The sequence below is a fragment of the Chryseobacterium sp. KMC2 genome (genome assembly GCF_016756935.1).
Taxonomy (GTDB): Bacteria; Bacteroidota; Bacteroidia; order Flavobacteriales; family Weeksellaceae; genus Chryseobacterium; species Chryseobacterium rhizosphaerae.
The window spans coordinates 1-19,306 of sequence record NZ_JAESIT010000033.1 but is presented as its reverse complement, the minus strand read 5'-3'; the positions used below and the strand labels follow the sequence as shown (position 1 = coordinate 19,306).

Below are 19,306 nucleotides of genomic sequence, written 5' to 3'. Positions count from 1 at the left end.
TAATTTAAACATACCCTATGTTATTCCATAGAAATCAAAATTTTGAAAGCTTATAGTAAAATTATTTATTTCTGAAACTGTCATTAATCCATTGAAGGAGATTTTCAAAGTCCTGGTGAGAATAGCCTAATTGTACATAATGGATATCATCCGCTTTTCTATACCAGGTTAATTGACGTTTAGCATACCTGCGGCTGTTCTTTTTAATCTCAGAAACAGCAAAATCAAGATCCCATTCCCCATCAAAGTATTTAAATAATTCGGCATAGCCTACCGTATTTAAAGCCGTCAGACCTTTGAACTTTTCCAAACCTTTCACCTCATCCAGCAGACCTTTCTCCATCATTATATCTACCCTGCGGTTGATTCTGTCATATAATTCTTCTCTTGGAGCTTCTATTCCAATACGAATCACATTAAAATCTCTGGAGTCCTGGGAAACAGCTATATGTTCAGAATATTTTTTCCCGGTTTGCCAGATCACATCAATAGCACGAAGAAGCCTTCGGTGATTGTGAATATCTACCACCTCAAAATATTCCGGATCCAGCTCTTTTAAAATGGCCTGAAGTTTTTCTATGCCCTCCTGATCCATTATGGCCTGAAGTTTTTCCTGATTTTCACTATCAGCTTCCGGTAAATCGTTCAAGCCTTCAATCACGGCTTTTTCATACATCATACTACCGCCAACTAAAATTACGGTGTCATGATCTTTAAAAAGTTCAGTGAGTTTTTGCAAAGCGTCTTCTTCATATTGCCCGATAGAATAGTATTCTTCCACAGAAAGATTCCCTATAAAATGATGAGGAGCTTCAGCCAGTTCCTCTTCAGAAGGAGAAGCTGTCCCTATTTTCATTTCTTTAAAAAACTGTCTGGAATCACAGGAAATAATCTCTGTATTGAAATATTGAGCCAGGTCAATAGCCAATCTCGTTTTACCAATTCCGGTGGGTCCTACTACAGAAATCAAATTTTTCATCAGTTCACATTCATTATTTTATCGGTCAGATGTAATCTTTACAGATTTCACAGTGCTAATTTAAATGTTTATCTTTGTAGAACAATAAAAAACTATGATTTTATCAATGACTGGCTTCGGTAGAGCCGAAGGTGTTTTTGAAGGAAAAAAAATAACAATAGATATTAAATCATTGAACAGCAAGAGCTTTGATTTAAATATCAAGATTCCTTTACGTTATAAAGAAAAAGAATTTGAAATCAGAAAAATTCTTAACGATAGAATTATCCGTGGAAAGGTAGACTGCTACGTTAATCTGGAGAATCTGGAAGAGTCCAATGATGTAAAAATCAATAAAAATTTAATTGATTCATACATCAATGAGCTTAAGACCATTGCATCAGACGGACCTGACTATGAATACCTTAAAATGGCAGTACGACTTCCTGATGCCATCACCTCAAGACCTGATGAACTTACGGAAGGGGAATGGGAAGCTTTGGCGAAAATTGTCAGTGCAGCCATAGACCGTTTTGAAGAATTCAGAAAAACTGAAGGAAGTATTTTACATGAAGAATTAAACAGAAATATCCAGAATATTGATAAATATCTTGGGGAAGTGATTCCATTTGAAGAAGAAAGAATTGTTAGCGTGAAAGAACGTTATCAGAAATCTTTGAAAGAATTTGAAAATGTAGATGAAACACGTTTCTATCAGGAAATGGCATACTTCACAGAGAAACTTGATATTTCAGAAGAAAAAGTAAGACTTACCCAACACTTGAAATATTATAAAGAAGTAATGGACAACGAATCTTTCAATGGAAAAAAACTGGGCTTTATTTCTCAGGAAATCGGAAGAGAGATCAATACATTAGGTTCAAAAGCCAATCATGCCCAAATTCAGAAGCTTGTGGTTATGATGAAAGATGACTTGGAAAAAATTAAAGAACAGACGTTAAACGTATTATAGACGATAGACCTATAGACATGAGATAAGAGATTTTGGTCTCGTGTCTCTCATCTAAAAATCTCTAAAAATCTAAATGGATAAAGTAATTATATTTTCAGCACCATCAGGGAGCGGAAAAACTACATTGGTAAAGCATTCTTTGGAAACATTTCCGGAGCTGAAGTTTTCAATTTCCTGTACAACAAGACAACCGAGAGGAAGTGAAGTTCATGCAGTAGATTATCATTTTTTAACTCCTGATCAGTTCAGACAGAAAATAGCAGAAGAAGCTTTTGTAGAATATGAAGAAGTATATACTGATAAATATTACGGTACTTTAAAATCTGAAGTAGAAAAAATCTGGAATCAGGGAAAAGTTGTTATTTTTGATGTAGATGTAAAAGGAGGAATTTCTTTAAAAAAATATTTTGGCGAGAAAGCATTATCCATTTTTATAGAACCCCCTTCCATTGAAGAATTGGAACGAAGATTGATTTCAAGAAATACAGATGATGCTGAAACTATCAAAACCCGTGTAGAAAAGGCAGAAGAAGAAATGTCTTATGCAAAGGATTTTGACAAAATCGTCATCAACAGTGATCTTGACCAAGCTAAAATAGAAATAGAAAGTTTAATAAAAAGTTTTATAGAAAGTAACTAGAAGTTAGACATTAGAAGTTAGTTTAAACATGTGAATATCTTTTAACAGACTAAAAATCTAACCTCTAATTTCTAGCCTCTACCTTCTATAAAGAAAAAAATTGAGGTTGATATGAGTACCGAAACATTAGAAAAAGCTAAATCTGCAATTCCTGTAAGAGGATTTCTGGATATAAAAGATATAGCAATTCCTCAGGGTGAAGAATTGGTAAAAGCCATTCTTAAACTCAAAGAAGAAAAGAATGCTGTTATTCTTGCCCATTACTACCAACCGGGAGAAATTCAGGACATTGCTGATTTCCTTGGAGATTCTTTACAGCTGGCAAGACAGGCAAAAGATACGAATGCTGATATGATTGTATTCTGTGGAGTACACTTCATGGCAGAAGCAGCTAAAATCCTGAACCCAACTAAAAAAGTAGTTCTTCCTGACACTATGGCGGGATGCTCTTTAGCAGACGGATGTTCCGGAGAAGGATTGAGAAAAATGCGTGAGCAGCATCCCAATGCTTTAATTGCAACTTACATCAACTGTAATGCAGAGACAAAAGCTGAAAGTGATATCATTGTAACGAGTTCAAATGCAGAAACCGTTATTGAAGCATTACCTAAAGACAGACCTATTATTTTTGCTCCGGATAAAAACTTAGGAAGATATTTATCTAAGAAAACCGGCAGAGATATGATCCTTTGGGATGGAAGCTGTGTAGTACACGAAGCATTCTCAATGGAGAGAATTGCCCAGCAATTAGCAGATAATCCTGATGCCAAATTAATCGCACACCCGGAAAGTGAAGAAGCCGTATTAAAACTGGCTCACTTTATTGGTTCTACTTCTGCCTTATTGAATTATGTAGAAAAAGATGACTGTCAGAAGTTCATTATTGCTACAGAAGAAGGAATTCTGCATGAAATGAGAAAACGTGCACCTCACAAAGAATTAATTCCGGCACTAGTTTTCGATGAAAGCTGTAACTGTTCAGAATGTTTCTATATGAAGCGCAATACAATGGAAAAACTGTATTTGTGTATGAAATATGAACTTCCGGAAATTCTTATCGACGAAGAATTAAGGTTAAGAGCACTGAAGCCTATTGAGGCGATGCTTGATCTTTCAAAAAGCATAAAATAAACAAAAAGCACTGTTTTCACAGTGCTTTTTTTATATTCGTTAGTGTCCATCTGGAGATCATAATTAAAATCAGTTCTCAGTTACCAATCTCCAAAACAATAAATGCTTACTCTTACACAATTCCTCTCTTTGCAATATTCTGGTAAGGCAAAATAATTATCGCAAGTTTGATTGTATTCAGGTCCCGGACCATACTTATTTTGAGTGGGACACCCAGCACAAATAGATGAATCGGCACCTTTAATATTCTTCAGTGTATTCCTTGATAACTTTTTCATATGATATTCGTTTAATAGATTAAGCTTTCCATATTTTTTTTACAACATAGGAGCATAACATTTTCCTCCGGGTTTTAGCCAGCATCCCCATCTACCTCCTCCCATGAAACATACAAACTGCTCACCACCACATGCTTCAATCTGAATTTGTGTTGCACCACCATTAATCATTTTTTTCTCGTCTCTGGATAATTTTTTAATTGTTTTCATATTGTTTTAATTTAATGATTGTAAAAAAGATATATAAAAATAAAGTACTATTCTTATGTTGCCTTAACGGGGATCAAAGCATTCATAGCTTACCAGAACTCTCTTTTTGCAGCATTCAGGTAAACCGTGATAATCACCACAGGATTTTGGCTGGTCAGGTCCGTACGGTCCATCTGGGCAGAATTCATTACAAGTACCTATACCTCCACCATTCACTGACTTTAGGTTTTGTCTGTTGATTTTTTTTAAGTTTCTCATGTTTATTTTATTATGGTTAATACGCTAAAAGTAAGATTTTTAATCAGTTAAATCTAATTTTTTAACAAATATTTCTCTATAAAAGGAATTAAGAAGATATTATTTAAAATAATTTGCCATTTCAAAATAATTTGTACATTTGTCTGGTAAATGAACTTATTAAGAAACATATCTGATATTTCTGCTCTGAAATTACCTATTTCAGGCATATCTTCTGTTTCTACATTTACAACTACAACAACTACCCCATAACGGGGTAAATTTTCACATATTATTTCCGGTACCTGTACTCTTTTTTTAAAGAGTAAACATTTCGTTTTATCCAACCTTAAATAATTAATTGATGAAAATTTTAAAATTTGGCGGAACATCCGTCGCCAACTCCCAAAATATCTTGCTGGTAGAAAATATTGTAAAAAAAGAATCTTTACAAAACAGAACTGTTGTGGTAGTCTCTGCTCTTCACGGCGTAACGGATCATCTGATTAAAGCAGCCGAATATGCCTCTCAAAAAAATGAAAATTACCTACAGCTTATCAAAAACATTGAAGAGAAACATTTAATCCTGGTCAAAGAGCTTATCCCGGTTTTAGAACAAAGTTCGTGGTTAAGTTTTGTTAAAAAACATTTTAATGATCTGGAAGATCTCTATAACAGTATTTTTGTATTAGGCGAATTCACCCTCAGAATCAAAGATAAAATAGCTTCATATGGAGAGTTTTTATCTTCAAATATTATTGCTGCAAGATTTCAGACTCAAGGATTAGACTGTATGTGGATGAATTCTGCAGAACTGATCAGAACAGACAGCAGTTTTACAAATGCAAAAGTATATTTCGACAGTACAGAAAACAATCTAAAAAAATACTTCAACGAAAATCAAAATCAAATCATTATCTGCCCTGGCTTTATTGCCCGTGATGAAAAAAATAATATGACAACATTGGGACGCGGTGGTTCCGATTACACGGCATCTATTATAACTGCAGCCCTTCAGGCAGAAGAACTTCAGATATGGACAGATGTAAGTGGAATGATGACTGCTGACCCCCGTTTGGCATCCCATGCAAAGCCTATTGCTGAAATCTCCTATCATGAGGCCATGGAACTCTCCCATTTCGGGGCTAAAGTGTTATACCCACCTTCCATACAGCCTGTCATGGCAAAAAATATTGATCTTAAAATCAAAAATACTTTTGACCCTGATGCCCGGGGAACATTGGTTTCCCATCATCTGGCAACTTCGGAGAATGATGAAAAGCCCATTGCGGTAGGAATATCGAACATGAGTGCTATTGCCTTACTTACTTTAGAAGGAAGCGGAATGGTAGGTATTCCGGGAATTTCCGCAAAGCTATTCCAATGTTTGAGCCATGAAAAGATTAATATCATTCTTATTACCCAGGGTTCTTCGGAACATTCTATCACTATAGCCATTAATGAAAAGGATATTTTTTATGCAGAAAATGCCATTAATTCTTCTTTTGCAGATGATATTAATCTAAAAAGGGTTACTCCGGTAAAGATAGAGTCCGGGCTTTCTATTATTGCCCTGGTAGGAGAAAATATGAAAAGTAGAAGTGGTGTAAGTGCTAAAATGTTCGGATGCCTCGGAAATAATGGCATCAATATCAGAGCTATTGCACAGGGATCTTCAGAAAGAAACATCAGTATTGTCATCTCAGAAACTGATGCAAAGAAAACAGTCAATATCCTTCATGAAGAATTCTTTGAATCCGAAATAAAACAAATCCACCTGTATATCTGTGGAACAGGTAATGTAGGTTCCAAACTGATACAGCAGATTTATAATCAAAATCAATATCTGAGAGAACATTTCCTGATCAATTTAAGAATTGCCGGACTGTCCAATAGCCGTCATATGATATTTTCAGATCAGGGAATCAGCCAGGAGGAATATTCGGAATGGAAAGAGCAGGGTGAAGAAGCTTCGGCTCAAAAGTTCGCAGAGGAAATTATATCCCGTAATCTTCGGAATTCTGTTTTCGTAGATGTTACAGCGAGCTCTAAAATCCCGGAAGTCTATGAAAGCCTGCTAAAAAGGAGCATTACTATTGTTGCCTGCAATAAAATAGCAGCTTCATCAGATTTTGAGACTTATAAAACATTAAAGAATACAGCAAGAAACCACCGCTGTAATTTCTACTTTGAAACGAATGTGGGAGCCGGGCTTCCGGTTATCGGAACCATCAGTGACCTGATCAAGAGTGGAGATAAAATCACCTCAATTCAAGCTGTACTCAGCGGAACATTAAATTTTGTATTTAATAATTACGATGGAAGCAGAACTTTCTCTGAAGTGGTTGCACAGGCTCAGAAAGAAGGATACACAGAACCTGATCCCCGATTGGATCTTTCAGGAACTGATGTAGCCCGCAAGATTTTAATCCTAGCCCGGGAAGCCGGATATCCGCTTCAATTTGAAGAAATTGAAAACACCGGTTTTCTTCCTGAAGAATGCATGCAGGGAAGTGTAGAAGATTTTTATAAAAAACTTACTGAATATGAAGACCATTTTAAAAACTTGTTTAATGAGTCCCGCAAAGCCGGCAAAATTTTAAAATATACTGCCGAGTTTAAAAATGGAAAAGCAAATGTAGGTTTACAGCATGTTGCTCCGGAAAGCGATTTATTCCATCTTTATGGAAAAGATAATATAGTCATTTTTAAAACGTTACGATATTCCGAACAGCCATTGGTCGTAAAAGGAGCCGGGGCTGGGGCTGAAGTAACAGCAAGCGGTGTTTTTGCAGATATTATGCGCTCAATTTAAAAAACAGAAATTATGAAAAGAATACGATTAAGAATACCCGCTACAGTAGCCAATCTGGTTTGTGGATTTGATATTTTAGGAATGGCCGTTCATGCCCCCTATGACGAAATGGAACTGAGAATATGGGATTCTCCCGAAATTATGATACACCATGAAGACCTTTTCGGACTTCCTGAAGAACCTTCAAAAAATGTAGCAGGTATTGTATTGCTTAAAATTCAGGAGCATTTTAACCTTTCTCATGGCTTTGAAGTCATTATCCGCAAGCATATAAAACCGGGAAGCGGCCTCGGCTCCAGTGCGGCAAGTGCCGCTGGAGCCGCCTTTGGAGCCAATGCATTACTGGGAAATATATTATCTGCGGATGAGATGATTCATTTTGCCATGTTTGGAGAAGAACTTGCTTCGGGAGTACGTCACGCAGACAATATTGCCCCTTGCATTTACGGTGGGATCACATTGGTAAAATCCACCCATCCTCTCGACATCATCCCGTTGAATACTCCTGAGCTTTTTGTAGCCGCTGTACATCCTCAGGTTGAAGTAAAAACATCGGACTCGCGACAAATCTTAAAGAAAAATATCTCTTTAAAAAGTGCTGTTGAGCAATGGGGAAACATCGCTGGGTTAATAGCCGGGATTCAGAAGAATGATTTTTCTCTTATTGGCAGAAGTCTTAATGATGTTATTATAGAACCTGTCAGGAGTATTTTAATTCCAAAATTTGATGAAATTAAAATGAAAAGTATAGAAATAGGTGCCTTGGGAGGTGGAATTTCAGGATCCGGACCTTCCATTTTTATGCTGGTAGAGGAAAAAGAAACTGCAGAGGAAATTGCCGGGATGATGAAGTCTGTCTATGATGACACGAAGATTGAAAGCTTGGTGTATGTATCCAAAATAAACCCATCGGGTATTGAAATAATTGAAGAAGCATAATTAATAGAGAAGATCATACAGATGAATTATTATAATTTAAAAGAGAGTCTGGAAAAAGTTGATTTCAGAACAGCGACTATAAAAGGTCAGGGAAAAGAAAAAGGATTATTTTTCCCGGAAAGTATTCCTCAGTTTGAGGAGAATTTTATTCAGAACCTTCATCAATATACCCCTGAAGAAATTGCCTACAGATGTATGAGAGATTTCGTGGGCGATGAAATTCCATCAGAAATATTGTGGGAAATTGTTTCGGAAACGGTAAGTTTTGATATCCCTTTGAAAAAAATAAATGATAAAATATCCATTTTAGAACTATTTCATGGGCCTACTTTAGCATTCAAAGATATTGGAGCCCGGTTTATGAGCCGTTGTCTTTCCTATTTCTTAAAAGATCAGGAAAAAAAAGTAACCGTACTTGTTGCTACTTCAGGAGATACCGGAGGTGCTGTTGCCCATGGTTTCTATAAACTTCCGGAAATTAATGTCGTTATCCTTTATCCCAAAAACAGAGTGAGTCCGGTTCAGGAAAAGCAACTCACAGCCCTTGGGGAGAATATTTCTGCATTGGAAATCAACGGAAGCTTTGATGATTGTCAGAGCTTGGTGAAACAGGCATTTTCAGATCAGGAAATTAATGATCATTTATTTTTGACATCCGCCAATTCTATCAATGTAGCAAGGTGGCTTCCTCAACAGATTTATTACCTGCTAGCCTTAAAACAATGGAACCAATATGAAACTGAAAAACCTGTAATCTGTGTTCCCAGTGGAAATTTCGGAAATATTTGTGCCGGACTTCTGGCTTATTTCCGGGGGCTTCCGGCTGAGCATTTCATTGCGGCATGTAATGAGAATGATACTGTTCCGGATTATCTGAAAACCCAAAATTTTATCCCCAAAAAAGCGGTGCCTACTCTATCCAATGCGATGGATGTGGGAGATCCCAGTAATTTTGTGAGGATTTTAGAGCTTTTCGATCATCAATTTGACAAATTAAAAAATAAGATCTCCGGATATTCCGTGGATGATCAGCAGACCTTAGAGACTATTGCGGAGGTTTATAAAAAACACAATTATCTTCTTGAACCTCACAGCGCTGTTGCGTTCGTTTCCCTGCAAAAGTTTCTGGAAGAAAATCCTGATAAGAAAGGATTTATTCTGGGAACTGCCCATCCTGTAAAATTTCCTGAAGCTGTAGAAAAAGCTACTGCTATAAAAGTAGAAATTCCTGAAGCACTGGCTGACCTTATGACAAAGGAGAAAAAAACTGTAGAAATAAGTTCAGATTTTGAAGAATTAAAGCGATTTTTGCTTAGTAAAATTTGAAACAATGAGTAAAATATATCTTGAAGATGTAAAAATATATGCCTACCACGGTGTACTCCCGGAAGAGAATATTATCGGAACTTATTATATTCTCAACCTGGAGCTTCGCACTGATCTTTGGAAAGCTGCGCAATCCGATGATCTGAATGACACCATAAGTTATGCAGATATCAATGATATTATTCATGCCGAGATGAAAATCAAATCAAAACTGTTGGAACATGTTGCAGGAAGAATAATTTCTAGTATCCACAACAATTTCCCACAGGTTACCTACATCAAGCTTAAAGTGACCAAAACAGCTCCTCCAATGCAGGGAGAGATGAAAGGCGCCAGTGTTGAGCTTAAAAAAAGCTTCAAATCTGGAAATTAAAATCCTTATTTTCGTTTCATAAAAAAGATAAACCGTTGAGATTCATTAAAATATTATTTTTAGTAGTATGTATCAATGCTTTTGGCCAGGCCAGCGTTGATAACCAATTAGCCAGTTACAATTTTCCAAAGATCAAATCCAGTATTACCATGCCGGTAACGATTCCTCTTTCGGAACTTAGTAATATGATCAATGCTTCGGTAAAGGATCTTGTGTATCAGGATGACTCTTATACCGACAATAATAATGACCAGTTTAAAGTAAAGGTGTGGAAGACCAGGCCGATTCGTCTGGTAGGAGGAACCAGTCAAAACTTATTAATCGAAGTTCCATTAAAAGTCTGGGCAGAAAAAGGCATTGGAACATTGGGAGTTTATACGTATCAAAATACAACCTTTGAAACGGTGATGTCTTTTAATACAACGGTAAGCTTAAAAAATAACTGGACCATTACCACCAATACTCAGCCCAATGGCTTCAGATGGGTTACAAAGCCGGTCCTGGATTATGGAAGGATACAAATTCCTATCACACCTATTGTTGAAAAAAGCCTCAGAGAGCAGCAGGAAAAATTCTGTAAAACCATTGATCAGCAAATGGCTGCACAACTGAACTTTCAACAGTATGCGTTAATGGCCTGGAATACTTTTCTACAGCCTTTCAATATTTCTGAAGAATATAATACATGGCTGAAGATAAGCCCGGTTGGAGTTAATATCACGCCTTTAAAATTCTATGGAAATCAAATCAATGCCACTCTTGGAATTGATATTTATTCTGAAACGTTTACAGGAAATAAGCCAATGGCCTCTCAGCCTGTAACCGCAGTAACGAATTTCAACTTCTCTCCTACTGTTGCAGATAAATTTCTTTTACAGACTACTGCTAATATCCCTTTTACAGAAGCCAGCAGTATGGCCAGAAAAACTTTCTTAAATAAAGAGTTTGACATCAGGGATTCCAAAGTAAAAGTAACTGACATCAGAGTTTACGGTGTTGACAACAGGATTATCCTCGAAGCTCAAACCGACGGTTACATCAAAGGAACGGCTATCATTTCAGGAATTCCTGTGTATGATGAGATCAAAAGAAAAATTGTTTTATCTGATTCTAAATTTAAACTGAAAACAACCAATATCCTTCAAAAAACCGCTTCGGTATTATTTCAGGGGAAAATTGTCAAAATGATTGAGGAAGAATATGGGATTCCAACTCAGGAATTGGAAGAGGCATCCAGAAAAAGTATTGAAGATGCTTTTAACAAAGAGTATTATAAAGGTTTAAAAATGAACGGAAAAGTTTTTAATCTTAAACCCAGTAAAATCCTTCTGAACAGTACCGGAATTACCGCTGTCATTGATACAAACGCAGCATTAAAACTCCTTGTCAACGGATTTTAAAACTTCAAATAAAACTAATAACCAACCATGAGAAAATATTTAGTAATTGTAGATAGAAACAGATCCCAAAAGTGGACAAGATTTGCTAATTTTATTATTGACAGGCTTGTAATCACTATAGCATTTCTTGCTCTGGGATTTATTTCATCCTTACTATATCAACTTGCAAACATTGACTTTTTCGTCAATATTATTTATAAGATGTCACAAGTGAATAGATTTGTCGATATTCTGATCACCTCTGTCATCTATTTTATGTACTCCTTCCTTATCGAATACTTTACCAAAGGAAGATCCATCGGTAAGTATATTACAGGGAGCAAAGTTATTTGTATTGATGGTACCGAACCTACTTTCAATGATTATCTTATTCGGAATATTTCCAGAATTGTTCCTTTTGATGCCCTTTCCTTTTTAGGTGAAAATGGCTGGCATGATAAATGGAGCGAAACAAGAGTTATTAACATCAAAAATTATCAGGCTGAAATTCAAGCAAAAAGCGAAATTGACCATCTTGGAAAGAAAGAAATTGCCTGAAAACTTTTGTTCATAAAGAAATTTTACTATATTTGCACACCTCAAAAATGGTAAAAATGGTACTTTGGCCGAGCGGCTAGGCAGTGGTCTGCAACACCATCTACAGCGGTTCGAATCCGCTAGGTACCTCTTCAAAAACCCTAATAAGTTTACTAAAAACAAGTTAGGGTTTTTTCGTTTTAGGTTTTCCCGCTACATTCCCGCTAATATTAAAAACGTCTAAAATCTGACGCCTTTTTCTTTTAGTTCTTTATTTTGGAGTCAACAGGACGTCAATCTCCTACTTCTTCCTCTTCTTTGACAACAGCTCTAGTTCTGTCATGAGACACACTTATGATAATTCCTTTGATTTCCATTTCACAAAATTGATACATTTCCACACACCAACATAAATAAAACCGATACAATTTGTAACGGTTTTATTTTTTCTGATTTTATAATTCTTTGAAATAGGTCCTTTCTCCCGGTTGAGAAATACACAAAAAAACTCCCGAAGGAGGCTAAATAAATTAAGTAGTCGATTATTCGAGCAATCGGATATCTAACATATGAAAAAACCTTATTAAAATATGTAGTCATAATACTACGGGAAACCGTAATGTATAAAAACAAATTTGTATATTTTTGCAATCAAAACTAAACTATGATACAAACATTAGAATTGTGGTGCAGTGGATTTACAATACCTAATGTATTATTTGCATTATGTTTGAATCTATTATCATCAATTGTATTTATATTCCTATTACTTTATATCATGAAGCCTAATATTAAAATAGTGCCATTAATATCAAGACAGGATAATCCATTTGATGGGCAATCTACAATAGTTCATGCATTTAAAATTATTAATAAATCATTCTTCGGAGCGTACGATGTAGAAGTTATAGCCAATTACTATACAATTAAACAAGCAAATGATGGAATTGTTCATAGATTATATGAAAAACTTCCACTTAAAACCAACAAAGTAAGTTACATAAAGAGATTTATTCCTTTCAAAAAAAAATATGGAGATAATTGTGCTCAATTTTTTACAGATGAAGATTTGTCACATGTTGTGAAAAATAATAAATATGTTAGGTTTCAGGTTACTGCACGACATAGCGTCACTGGCCTATCAAACATACAAACTTTTGAATTTGTGAATCATACATATATTAAAAACGGCTTTTTTGTTGCGGGAAATAGTGAAAAAATACAAGAAAATTGATGACACATTGTCAAACAGCACAATATTTGTATATTTGAATATGTTATCTTAACCATTAAAATCAAACATTATGAAAAATGACATCATCGTATTGTAATACAATACAAAAAACCATGAATTAATAAGATAATTTTAGGCTACAATATTTGTAGCCTATTTTAATAAAATGTCCCCACCAAACGGTGGTTTTTTTTTTGTTTTATAATTCTACGGGATGCCGTAATTTTTGAATTTTAATTGTTAGTAAATTGTGGTTTAAAATTAAATTATGAAAAAAATAATATTTATTACTTGTCTTTCTTTAGTCGTATTCTCATGTATGTCTCAAGAAGAAAAATTTAAAAAGGATATTGAGAATAGCATAATTAGTTATAATAATAATTTAGTAGATGAGCTTGATGCAGAAGTAAAGAATTTTAAAATTAAATATATTGATTCATTAAATTCATCAAAAGAAAAAGAAATACTATTAAATTATTTAATAGATGAACATTCTATAATAGGTGCTCAGAAAAATGAAGCATATCAAGATTTACATATAAAAGATAATAGTCTTAGATTATCACAACAGCTTAGTCAAAAATATCCGAGTTATCAAAATATTGTTGAACGTGATAGGTTAAATTACAGTAAATCTTCACAAGATTTCAATTCATTGCAATATGATGAAAAAATCCTATTTAATTCCATACAGAAAATTAAAAGTGAAATTACAAAAGAAGCCAAAAACAAATCAATTCTAGCATATAGAGTTATGTCTGATTATGACGTAAAGTCTAAAAACGAATCAACTCATCATGTAAAAAAAATTTTCATACTAAGTTTAAACAAGGATGTGTTTGATGAAGAAAATTATGTATCTAATTTAAGAAGTAAGTACCTTAAATAATGAGTTATTATTTCGCAAAAAACAAATCTGATTCAGTCTTTCTTCTCCGTATCATTTAAAAATCGTTTTGTAGTAATTAAGCTTGTTAGCTCGATCTGTAAACCCATTTGTATCTCCATAAGCCTCTGTTAATTTACCTTTGTTAATCAAATCTGATATAGAATCTATTCTGTCTACATCAGCGTACTTATTAAGTTTACTTCTATTCCAAAACCACAATGCGGAAACCATTGCATCCGCTTCTCGTTCTAGCCATGCTGGATTATTTAGATAATCAATACCGGTTTCTTTTGATAAAATAGTATAATTATATCTTCCAGTGATCTGCATATATCCACGCCCTTTATATTTCAATCCATCACCTTTCTGTCTATTACCTAAGGTTTTACATCCTTCGTACTTTTGGAAGTAAGCGTCATTTCCAATTTCACGTAACCGGCTGAATCCTGCATTCTCATGGTGTAACTGTGCAAAGAAATGTGCTAATCTCAAAGGAGTGTTAATTCCGTTTTTATTGAGAAGATACTTATATTTAAATGATAATTCTAATGCTGTCATTTTCTGTTTTATTTATTGTTTAACCAAATAAGTCCAGCAGCTCCTAATACTGCGACCGATACTCCACCAATCTTTATACTTGTCCAAAACTTCTTTCTTTGATTTTCTTAGACTCTATTTTTATTACCTCAATCTCTATTTTGAAATATGGAATATCACTCTTTAACTGATTTTATCATTCGGTACCGGCAATTTTATCTTGCTTGTAAACCCCCTGAAGTGTACCTACCGATTCATCTTTTATTTATTAGTAGGACTGCTATTATATAGAAAGCGCTTATTTTCTGTTTGTTTTTGATAAACAAAGAAAATGTAAGCTCCTTAACCACTCAATACTAAAAATACTAAAGCAAGATACTTGCTGATGTTGTATGCCTTAGACTTTCCATCCATCATAAAAAATCCCCGGAAGATCCAGGGAAATAAAAGGTGTCAAAACCAATATAATGTATATGGTCAATATGGTGTTATCTTTTTAAGTTCAAGCCATATGCCAAATACATCACTTATCTAGGAAATGTTAGTTTTTGTGGTACTTATTTTTTTATAGATGAAAATACACTGCAGATATCAACCCGAAAATAAAACATGAATTTTCTAAAATATATTCTGCAAGTTTTCAAAAAAGCTATAGAAAAACAGAAATAACAGAATTATTAAAATGATACGTATTTAATAATTCCATCATACAAATCCATAAAAAAATAACGAAGCAAAAATCCATTTCACAGAGGTATTATCATTTAACAATAAAAAACACATCAGTCTATTTCCATCCTTTTCGGAGGAAATCGGCACCTGTTTTCGTACTTCTAATGTAAAATTTACAGTCATATTGGAGCTTAATTTTTGTAAATCAGGCGCTAAATTTTAAAAAAAACATATAAATCCGCCTTGATATTTTTTTCAAAAATAGAAATTAAAAAACATGATAAAAATCATATAAAACATTCATTTACAAAGAATTAAAATCATCGAATTTATCAAAAAGCAGGGATAAATTCATGAATCTATAAAGCATTCGCTTGTATAATCATTCAAGCTTACAGCATATTTGTCTAAAGCAAGAATACAGTGAGATTTTTTTATTAACCTCATATCAGCTGCAGAAATAACTAATATCAATGAAAAAAATAATCTCCACTATTAGTATTATATTTTCGGTTTTTATGTTTTCTCAACAGAAGAAAAATGACTCTGTGAACAAAATAGTCGAAAAGCAAATACAGGAAGTTGAGATCAACATGAAAAAGAAACTGATAGAAAGAAAAGTTGACAGACTCGTTTTTAATGTTGAAAATTCAATCACAGCTTCCGGCTCTGATGCCGTAGAAGTTTTAAAGAAAACACCCGGTGTAGCGATTCAGGGAAATACCATTGGGATTATTGGCAAAAGCTCTGTTTCGGTGATGATCGATGAAAAAATGGTTCAGTTATCAGGAGAAGCCCTGATGAACTATTTAAGAGCTACCTCATCTGAAAATATAAAAAGTATAGAGGTAATTACAACACCTCCGTCAAAATATGATGCTGAAGGAAACAGTGGTATTATCAATATTCAGTTGAAAAAAGCAAAACAGAATTCCTGGAGTAACAGTACAAGGACTACCTATACACAAACCAGTTACCCTGCCTTATCTCTGGGAAATACGTTTAACTACAATAAAGACCGGTATTCATTTTCAATCATGCTGGATGCTAAGAAAGGGAATGAAAATGTAACCGAAAGATCAAATATTGAGTATCCATCTTATTTGTGGATGAGCAAAGTAAAAAGAAAGGACAGTAAAGATGTTCAGAGTATAAAAGTGTCAGCGGATTATCAGATTTCAAAAAAATCAAGTATTGGGGCTATTTTTCAATTTTATAATTCCACACCGGACATTCAGGAAACTAATGTTGTAAACCTGCTTAGCAGACAAGGTCAGGGAAATAAAATTTTATCCACGAATGCTGAAACAGACGCGAAAAATTGGAATAATTCATTAAATCTTCATTTCACCCATGATCTTGATTCTTTGGGAAAAAAATTCTCAGTTGATTTGGATTATTTCAAATTTAAGGAAGATAAAAACAGGCTTTTTGATACCCAGGAAAATAATGTGTTACAATTATCAGCACAGAATTTAGGGCAGCAGGACATCAATAACTTATCAGCTAAGATTGATTTTATACACCCGGCAAAATTTGCAAACTATACTTATGGAGCGAAGATCACCTCAACAAAAAATGACAGTTCCATCAAATTTATAGATCAGACGACTGGAACTCCTGTAGTAGATCCGTTACAGACTGATGCCTATCAATATAGAGAAAATATACAGGCTGCCTATTTTGATCTTGCCAAAAGCTTTGGAGAAAAATGGCAGGTAAAATTAGGAGCAAGAGCGGAATATACCCAGACCACATCCAAATCTGTCACCAACAGTACGGAATATAAAAATGATTATTTTAAAATTTTCCCAACGTTTTATGTGCTTCGGGTTCTTAATGGGAGCAACACCATCAACCTGAGCTATAGTAAAAGAATAAACAGACCCTCGTTTTGGGAATTAAATCCTTTTAAATGGTATTTCAATGCGAATTCCTATGCAGAGGGTAATCCTTTTTTACAACCAGCGATCAGTCATAATTTTGAACTGACCCATACATATAAAGAAAAATTGTTTACCTCATTTTTCACTCAGCTAAAAAGCAATGGGTTTAGCCAGGTTCCTTACGTGAAAGATGATTTAACTCAGGTTTTTACAAGATTAAATTATTATAAAAGCTATGCCTATGGAATTTCACAAAATTATGTTTTTAATAAATGGAGCTGGTTAGAAAGTAATGCTCAATACAATATTTATTATATAAAAACCAAGATTGATGATCAGTATAAAGACGCTGTACCTTCTCAAAGCGGATTTGGCTTTGCCTTCTCATTAAACAACAGTTTTGTACTCAATAAAAGTAAAACAGTATCAGGAGAGCTTAATTACAATTACAATGCACCCAATAAAGGGTTGATATACAAACAAAGCGGATCAATGAGATTAGATCTCGGATTAAGATTTTTATTTCTTAATAAAAACCTGCAATGCTCCATTAGTGTAGACGATATTTTAAAAACAAGTAATCCTGATAACACCACATACACCAATGGCATTACCCAAACCTATAATGTGTATGCTGACACCAGAAGACTGAGATTGTCCTTACGATACAACTTTGGAAACAAAAACATCAAGGGTAAAAACAGAGAAATAGGAAACAGTGATGAGAAAAACAGATTAAAATAATATGATTTCCGGTTTTGTATGTGCACAATACAGGACTATGAATAAATATAACCGTTTGCAAACAAGTACCAAAAAAGGTTAATGTATCAAAACTTTACCAAAAACTTTAATTTAAAATTTTAATTAACATGAAAAATTCAAAACTTAAGAACATTTACGGTGCTGTACAATTAGACGCTGTAAATAGAGGTGAAATCATTAGTGTAAATGAGCAATTAGCTATCAGAGGTGGACAAGCTGCAGGTTGGCAACCACTGTGTACAGTAAACGTAAACTCTGGTTGTAATATTGGTTGTACTCCAACTACCCCAACTACTCCAACTAAAGAAATCTCTTCAATAGAGTAAATTAATTATCCTCCATAACTCTTTCTCAATAGTTATGGAGGTTTTTAACCCTTTTAAAAACTATCATATGTTCAAGAACTCTTATTACAAAATAAAATCAGAAGTAGGAAATGATACCGTGCTTTTTTATTCTACAAGGAGTGGCGAAACAATGGCCTTAGAGAGCCATACTGCCCTGCTGTATGAAAATGAAAATTATGATGATCTTCCTGAGAATGTTTTTTCTAAGCTTCTGGCATCAGACCTCATCGTACCAAAAGAAGAAAATGAGCTGGATGAAGTGATACTGGAAAATAAAACAAGTATTGCCGAAAGCAGAACATTGTATCAGGTTATACAACCTACAGCCAACTGCCAGTTGGGATGTGGATATTGTGGGCAAAACCATACCAAAGCCCTATTGAATAATGAGCAAATGGATGCTATTGTTGAAAGGGTAAAATTTAAACTTGAAAGAGAAAATAATTTTGATGCTCTGGAAATAGGTTGGTTTGGAGCTGAACCGCTAATGGCCTTAAGTAATATTAAAGCATTAACTCCAAGACTGAAAGCATTAGCCGACAAGCACAACTTAAGATACTCTTCAAAAATGGTTACCAATGGATTGTCTTTAAAGTTGAATGTTTTCCTAGATCTTGTTAAAAACTATCATCTCAGCTTTTTTGAGATTACATTGGACGGTACAGAAGAATACCATGACAAAAGAAGATTCCTAAAGTCAGGAGAAAAAAGCTACAGAATTATTCTCGATAACCTTATTGACATATTCAACTATGAAGGTTTTTCTGAATTAAATACTACGGTGAACATCCGTTGTAATGTAGATCAAACCAATCACGACAGTGTTACTCTTTTAATTGATGAACTGAATTCTCTGGGGATTCATAAAAAACTGTCTAATTTCTATGTTGCCCCTATACATTCATGGGGAAATGACGCCCATCTGATGTCTCTGGAAATTGCCAACTTTGCAGACAAAGAGATCGACTGGGTGATGTACAGCCTTAAAAAGGAATTCAATACACCTGTAGTACCTAGCAGAAAAAAACAGACTTGTATGGCTATAGACCCTAAAGCTGAACTGATAGATGCCTATGGAAACATTTATAACTGCACAGAAATTTCATATGTTCCAGCCTATGATAAATCCGGTTATATCTTAGGAAATTTAAATAGAACTGACCCTAGCAATTTACTTCAG

At 34.4% G+C, this 19,306-nt stretch carries 19 protein-coding genes and 1 tRNA gene; 15 read left to right on the top strand and 5 right to left on the bottom strand.

What is annotated here, in order from left to right; all coding sequences use genetic code 11:
- Positions 1-61: 61 nt before the first annotated feature.
- Complete coding sequence (gene miaA / locus JML65_RS23035; protein ID WP_202272436.1) at positions 62-979, bottom strand: tRNA (adenosine(37)-N6)-dimethylallyltransferase MiaA; 918 nt, start codon at positions 977-979, stop codon at positions 62-64.
- 94 nt (positions 980-1,073) lie between these two features.
- Here miaA and JML65_RS23030 point away from each other — a divergent pair, with 94 nt between their 5' ends.
- The 3 genes from JML65_RS23030 to nadA all read left to right on the top strand — a co-directional run bounded on the left by JML65_RS23030 (position 1,074) and on the right by nadA (position 3,702).
- Positions 1,074-1,931, top strand: a complete 858-nt coding sequence (locus tag JML65_RS23030) for a YicC family protein (RefSeq protein ID WP_047490278.1) — start codon at positions 1,074-1,076, stop codon at positions 1,929-1,931.
- Positions 1,932-2,004: 73 nt separating this feature from the next.
- Positions 2,005-2,571, top strand: a complete 567-nt coding sequence (gmk, locus tag JML65_RS23025) for a guanylate kinase (RefSeq protein WP_047490274.1) — start codon at positions 2,005-2,007, stop codon at positions 2,569-2,571.
- A gap of 111 nt (positions 2,572-2,682) precedes the next feature.
- Positions 2,683-3,702, top strand: a complete 1,020-nt coding sequence (nadA, locus tag JML65_RS23020; protein WP_047379009.1) for a quinolinate synthase NadA — start codon at positions 2,683-2,685, stop codon at positions 3,700-3,702.
- Between the two features lie 80 nt (positions 3,703-3,782).
- Here the strand turns inward: nadA and JML65_RS24170 are convergent, their stop codons facing one another.
- The 3 genes from JML65_RS24170 to JML65_RS23010 form a co-directional block, all read right to left on the bottom strand.
- Positions 3,783-3,980, bottom strand: coding sequence for a bacteriocin-like protein (locus JML65_RS24170; RefSeq protein ID WP_410670116.1), 198 nt, complete (start codon positions 3,978-3,980; stop codon positions 3,783-3,785).
- A 39-nt stretch (positions 3,981-4,019) separates the two neighbouring features.
- Complete coding sequence (locus tag JML65_RS23015) at positions 4,020-4,190, bottom strand: hypothetical protein (protein ID WP_157969924.1); 171 nt, start codon at positions 4,188-4,190, stop codon at positions 4,020-4,022.
- A gap of 63 nt (positions 4,191-4,253) precedes the next feature.
- Complete coding sequence (locus tag JML65_RS23010) at positions 4,254-4,448, bottom strand: bacteriocin-like protein (protein WP_156126064.1); 195 nt, start codon at positions 4,446-4,448, stop codon at positions 4,254-4,256.
- A 343-nt stretch (positions 4,449-4,791) separates the two neighbouring features.
- Between JML65_RS23010 and thrA the strand changes: the two genes are divergently transcribed.
- The 9 genes from thrA to JML65_RS22965 all read left to right on the top strand — a co-directional run bounded on the left by thrA (position 4,792) and on the right by JML65_RS22965 (position 13,919).
- Positions 4,792-7,242: a bifunctional aspartate kinase/homoserine dehydrogenase I gene (gene thrA / locus JML65_RS23005; RefSeq protein ID WP_202272434.1), complete on the top strand. Its 2,451-nt coding sequence runs from the start codon at positions 4,792-4,794 to the stop codon at positions 7,240-7,242.
- Positions 7,243-7,254: 12 nt separating this feature from the next.
- Positions 7,255-8,181, top strand: coding sequence for a homoserine kinase (locus JML65_RS23000; protein ID WP_047490261.1), 927 nt, complete (start codon positions 7,255-7,257; stop codon positions 8,179-8,181).
- Positions 8,182-8,202: 21 nt separating this feature from the next.
- Positions 8,203-9,507: a threonine synthase gene (gene thrC / locus JML65_RS22995; RefSeq protein ID WP_202272432.1), complete on the top strand. Its 1,305-nt coding sequence runs from the start codon at positions 8,203-8,205 to the stop codon at positions 9,505-9,507.
- A gap of 4 nt (positions 9,508-9,511) precedes the next feature.
- Positions 9,512-9,880, top strand: a complete 369-nt coding sequence (folB, locus tag JML65_RS22990; protein WP_202272430.1) for a dihydroneopterin aldolase — start codon at positions 9,512-9,514, stop codon at positions 9,878-9,880.
- A 35-nt stretch (positions 9,881-9,915) separates the two neighbouring features.
- The gene (locus tag JML65_RS22985; protein WP_202272428.1) at positions 9,916-11,280 is read left to right on the top strand and encodes a DUF4403 family protein; all 1,365 of its coding nucleotides are present in this window, start codon (positions 9,916-9,918) and stop codon (positions 11,278-11,280) included.
- 27 nt (positions 11,281-11,307) lie between these two features.
- Entirely contained in the window at positions 11,308-11,817 is a 510-nt protein-coding gene (locus JML65_RS22980) for an RDD family protein (RefSeq protein ID WP_084085456.1), read from the top strand.
- Between the two features lie 58 nt (positions 11,818-11,875).
- Positions 11,876-11,946: transfer RNA gene (locus JML65_RS22975), tRNA-Cys, on the top strand.
- 628 nt (positions 11,947-12,574) lie between these two features.
- Positions 12,575-13,030: a hypothetical protein gene (locus tag JML65_RS22970; protein WP_202272426.1), complete on the top strand. Its 456-nt coding sequence runs from the start codon at positions 12,575-12,577 to the stop codon at positions 13,028-13,030.
- A 268-nt stretch (positions 13,031-13,298) separates the two neighbouring features.
- Positions 13,299-13,919 (top strand): hypothetical protein, encoded by a 621-nt coding sequence (locus JML65_RS22965; protein WP_202272424.1) that lies wholly within the window; start codon positions 13,299-13,301, stop codon positions 13,917-13,919.
- 51 nt (positions 13,920-13,970) lie between these two features.
- Here JML65_RS22965 and JML65_RS22960 read toward each other — a convergent pair whose 3' ends face one another.
- Complete coding sequence (locus JML65_RS22960; protein WP_202272422.1) at positions 13,971-14,477, bottom strand: glycoside hydrolase family 19 protein; 507 nt, start codon at positions 14,475-14,477, stop codon at positions 13,971-13,973.
- 1,124 nt (positions 14,478-15,601) lie between these two features.
- On the opposite strand from JML65_RS22960, the gene JML65_RS22955 reads away from it, so the two are divergent.
- The 3 genes from JML65_RS22955 to JML65_RS22945 all read left to right on the top strand — a co-directional run.
- Complete coding sequence (locus tag JML65_RS22955) at positions 15,602-17,758, top strand: outer membrane beta-barrel family protein (protein WP_202272420.1); 2,157 nt, start codon at positions 15,602-15,604, stop codon at positions 17,756-17,758.
- A gap of 128 nt (positions 17,759-17,886) precedes the next feature.
- A complete protein-coding gene (locus tag JML65_RS22950; RefSeq protein ID WP_084085460.1) occupies positions 17,887-18,105 on the top strand; it encodes a hypothetical protein in 219 nt (72 codons plus the stop codon).
- A gap of 67 nt (positions 18,106-18,172) precedes the next feature.
- Positions 18,173-19,306: radical SAM protein (locus JML65_RS22945; protein ID WP_202272418.1), on the top strand; the 1,134-nt coding region annotated here is incomplete at its 3' end.

Bases quoted from the DNA above. Each gene is read 5' to 3' on its own strand.
- miaA (WP_202272436.1), bottom strand. From the start codon at position 979: ATGAAAAATTTGATTTCTGTAGTAGGACCCACCGGAATTGGTAAAACG.
- JML65_RS23030 (WP_047490278.1), top strand. From the start codon at position 1,074: ATGATTTTATCAATGACTGGCTTCGGTAGAGCCGAAGGTGTTTTTGAA.
- gmk (WP_047490274.1), top strand. From the start codon at position 2,005: ATGGATAAAGTAATTATATTTTCAGCACCATCAGGGAGCGGAAAAACT.
- nadA (WP_047379009.1), top strand. From the start codon at position 2,683: ATGAGTACCGAAACATTAGAAAAAGCTAAATCTGCAATTCCTGTAAGA.
- JML65_RS24170 (WP_410670116.1), bottom strand. From the start codon at position 3,980: ATGAAAAAGTTATCAAGGAATACACTGAAGAATATTAAAGGTGCCGAT.
- JML65_RS23015 (WP_157969924.1), bottom strand. From the start codon at position 4,190: ATGAAAACAATTAAAAAATTATCCAGAGACGAGAAAAAAATGATTAAT.
- JML65_RS23010 (WP_156126064.1), bottom strand. From the start codon at position 4,448: ATGAGAAACTTAAAAAAAATCAACAGACAAAACCTAAAGTCAGTGAAT.
- thrA (WP_202272434.1), top strand. From the start codon at position 4,792: ATGAAAATTTTAAAATTTGGCGGAACATCCGTCGCCAACTCCCAAAAT.
- JML65_RS23000 (WP_047490261.1), top strand. From the start codon at position 7,255: ATGAAAAGAATACGATTAAGAATACCCGCTACAGTAGCCAATCTGGTT.
- thrC (WP_202272432.1), top strand. From the start codon at position 8,203: ATGAATTATTATAATTTAAAAGAGAGTCTGGAAAAAGTTGATTTCAGA.
- folB (WP_202272430.1), top strand. From the start codon at position 9,512: ATGAGTAAAATATATCTTGAAGATGTAAAAATATATGCCTACCACGGT.
- JML65_RS22980 (WP_084085456.1), top strand. From the start codon at position 11,308: ATGAGAAAATATTTAGTAATTGTAGATAGAAACAGATCCCAAAAGTGG.
- JML65_RS22970 (WP_202272426.1), top strand. From the start codon at position 12,575: ATGAAGCCTAATATTAAAATAGTGCCATTAATATCAAGACAGGATAAT.
- JML65_RS22965 (WP_202272424.1), top strand. From the start codon at position 13,299: ATGAAAAAAATAATATTTATTACTTGTCTTTCTTTAGTCGTATTCTCA.
- JML65_RS22960 (WP_202272422.1), bottom strand. From the start codon at position 14,477: ATGACAGCATTAGAATTATCATTTAAATATAAGTATCTTCTCAATAAA.
- JML65_RS22955 (WP_202272420.1), top strand. From the start codon at position 15,602: ATGAAAAAAATAATCTCCACTATTAGTATTATATTTTCGGTTTTTATG.
- JML65_RS22950 (WP_084085460.1), top strand. From the start codon at position 17,887: ATGAAAAATTCAAAACTTAAGAACATTTACGGTGCTGTACAATTAGAC.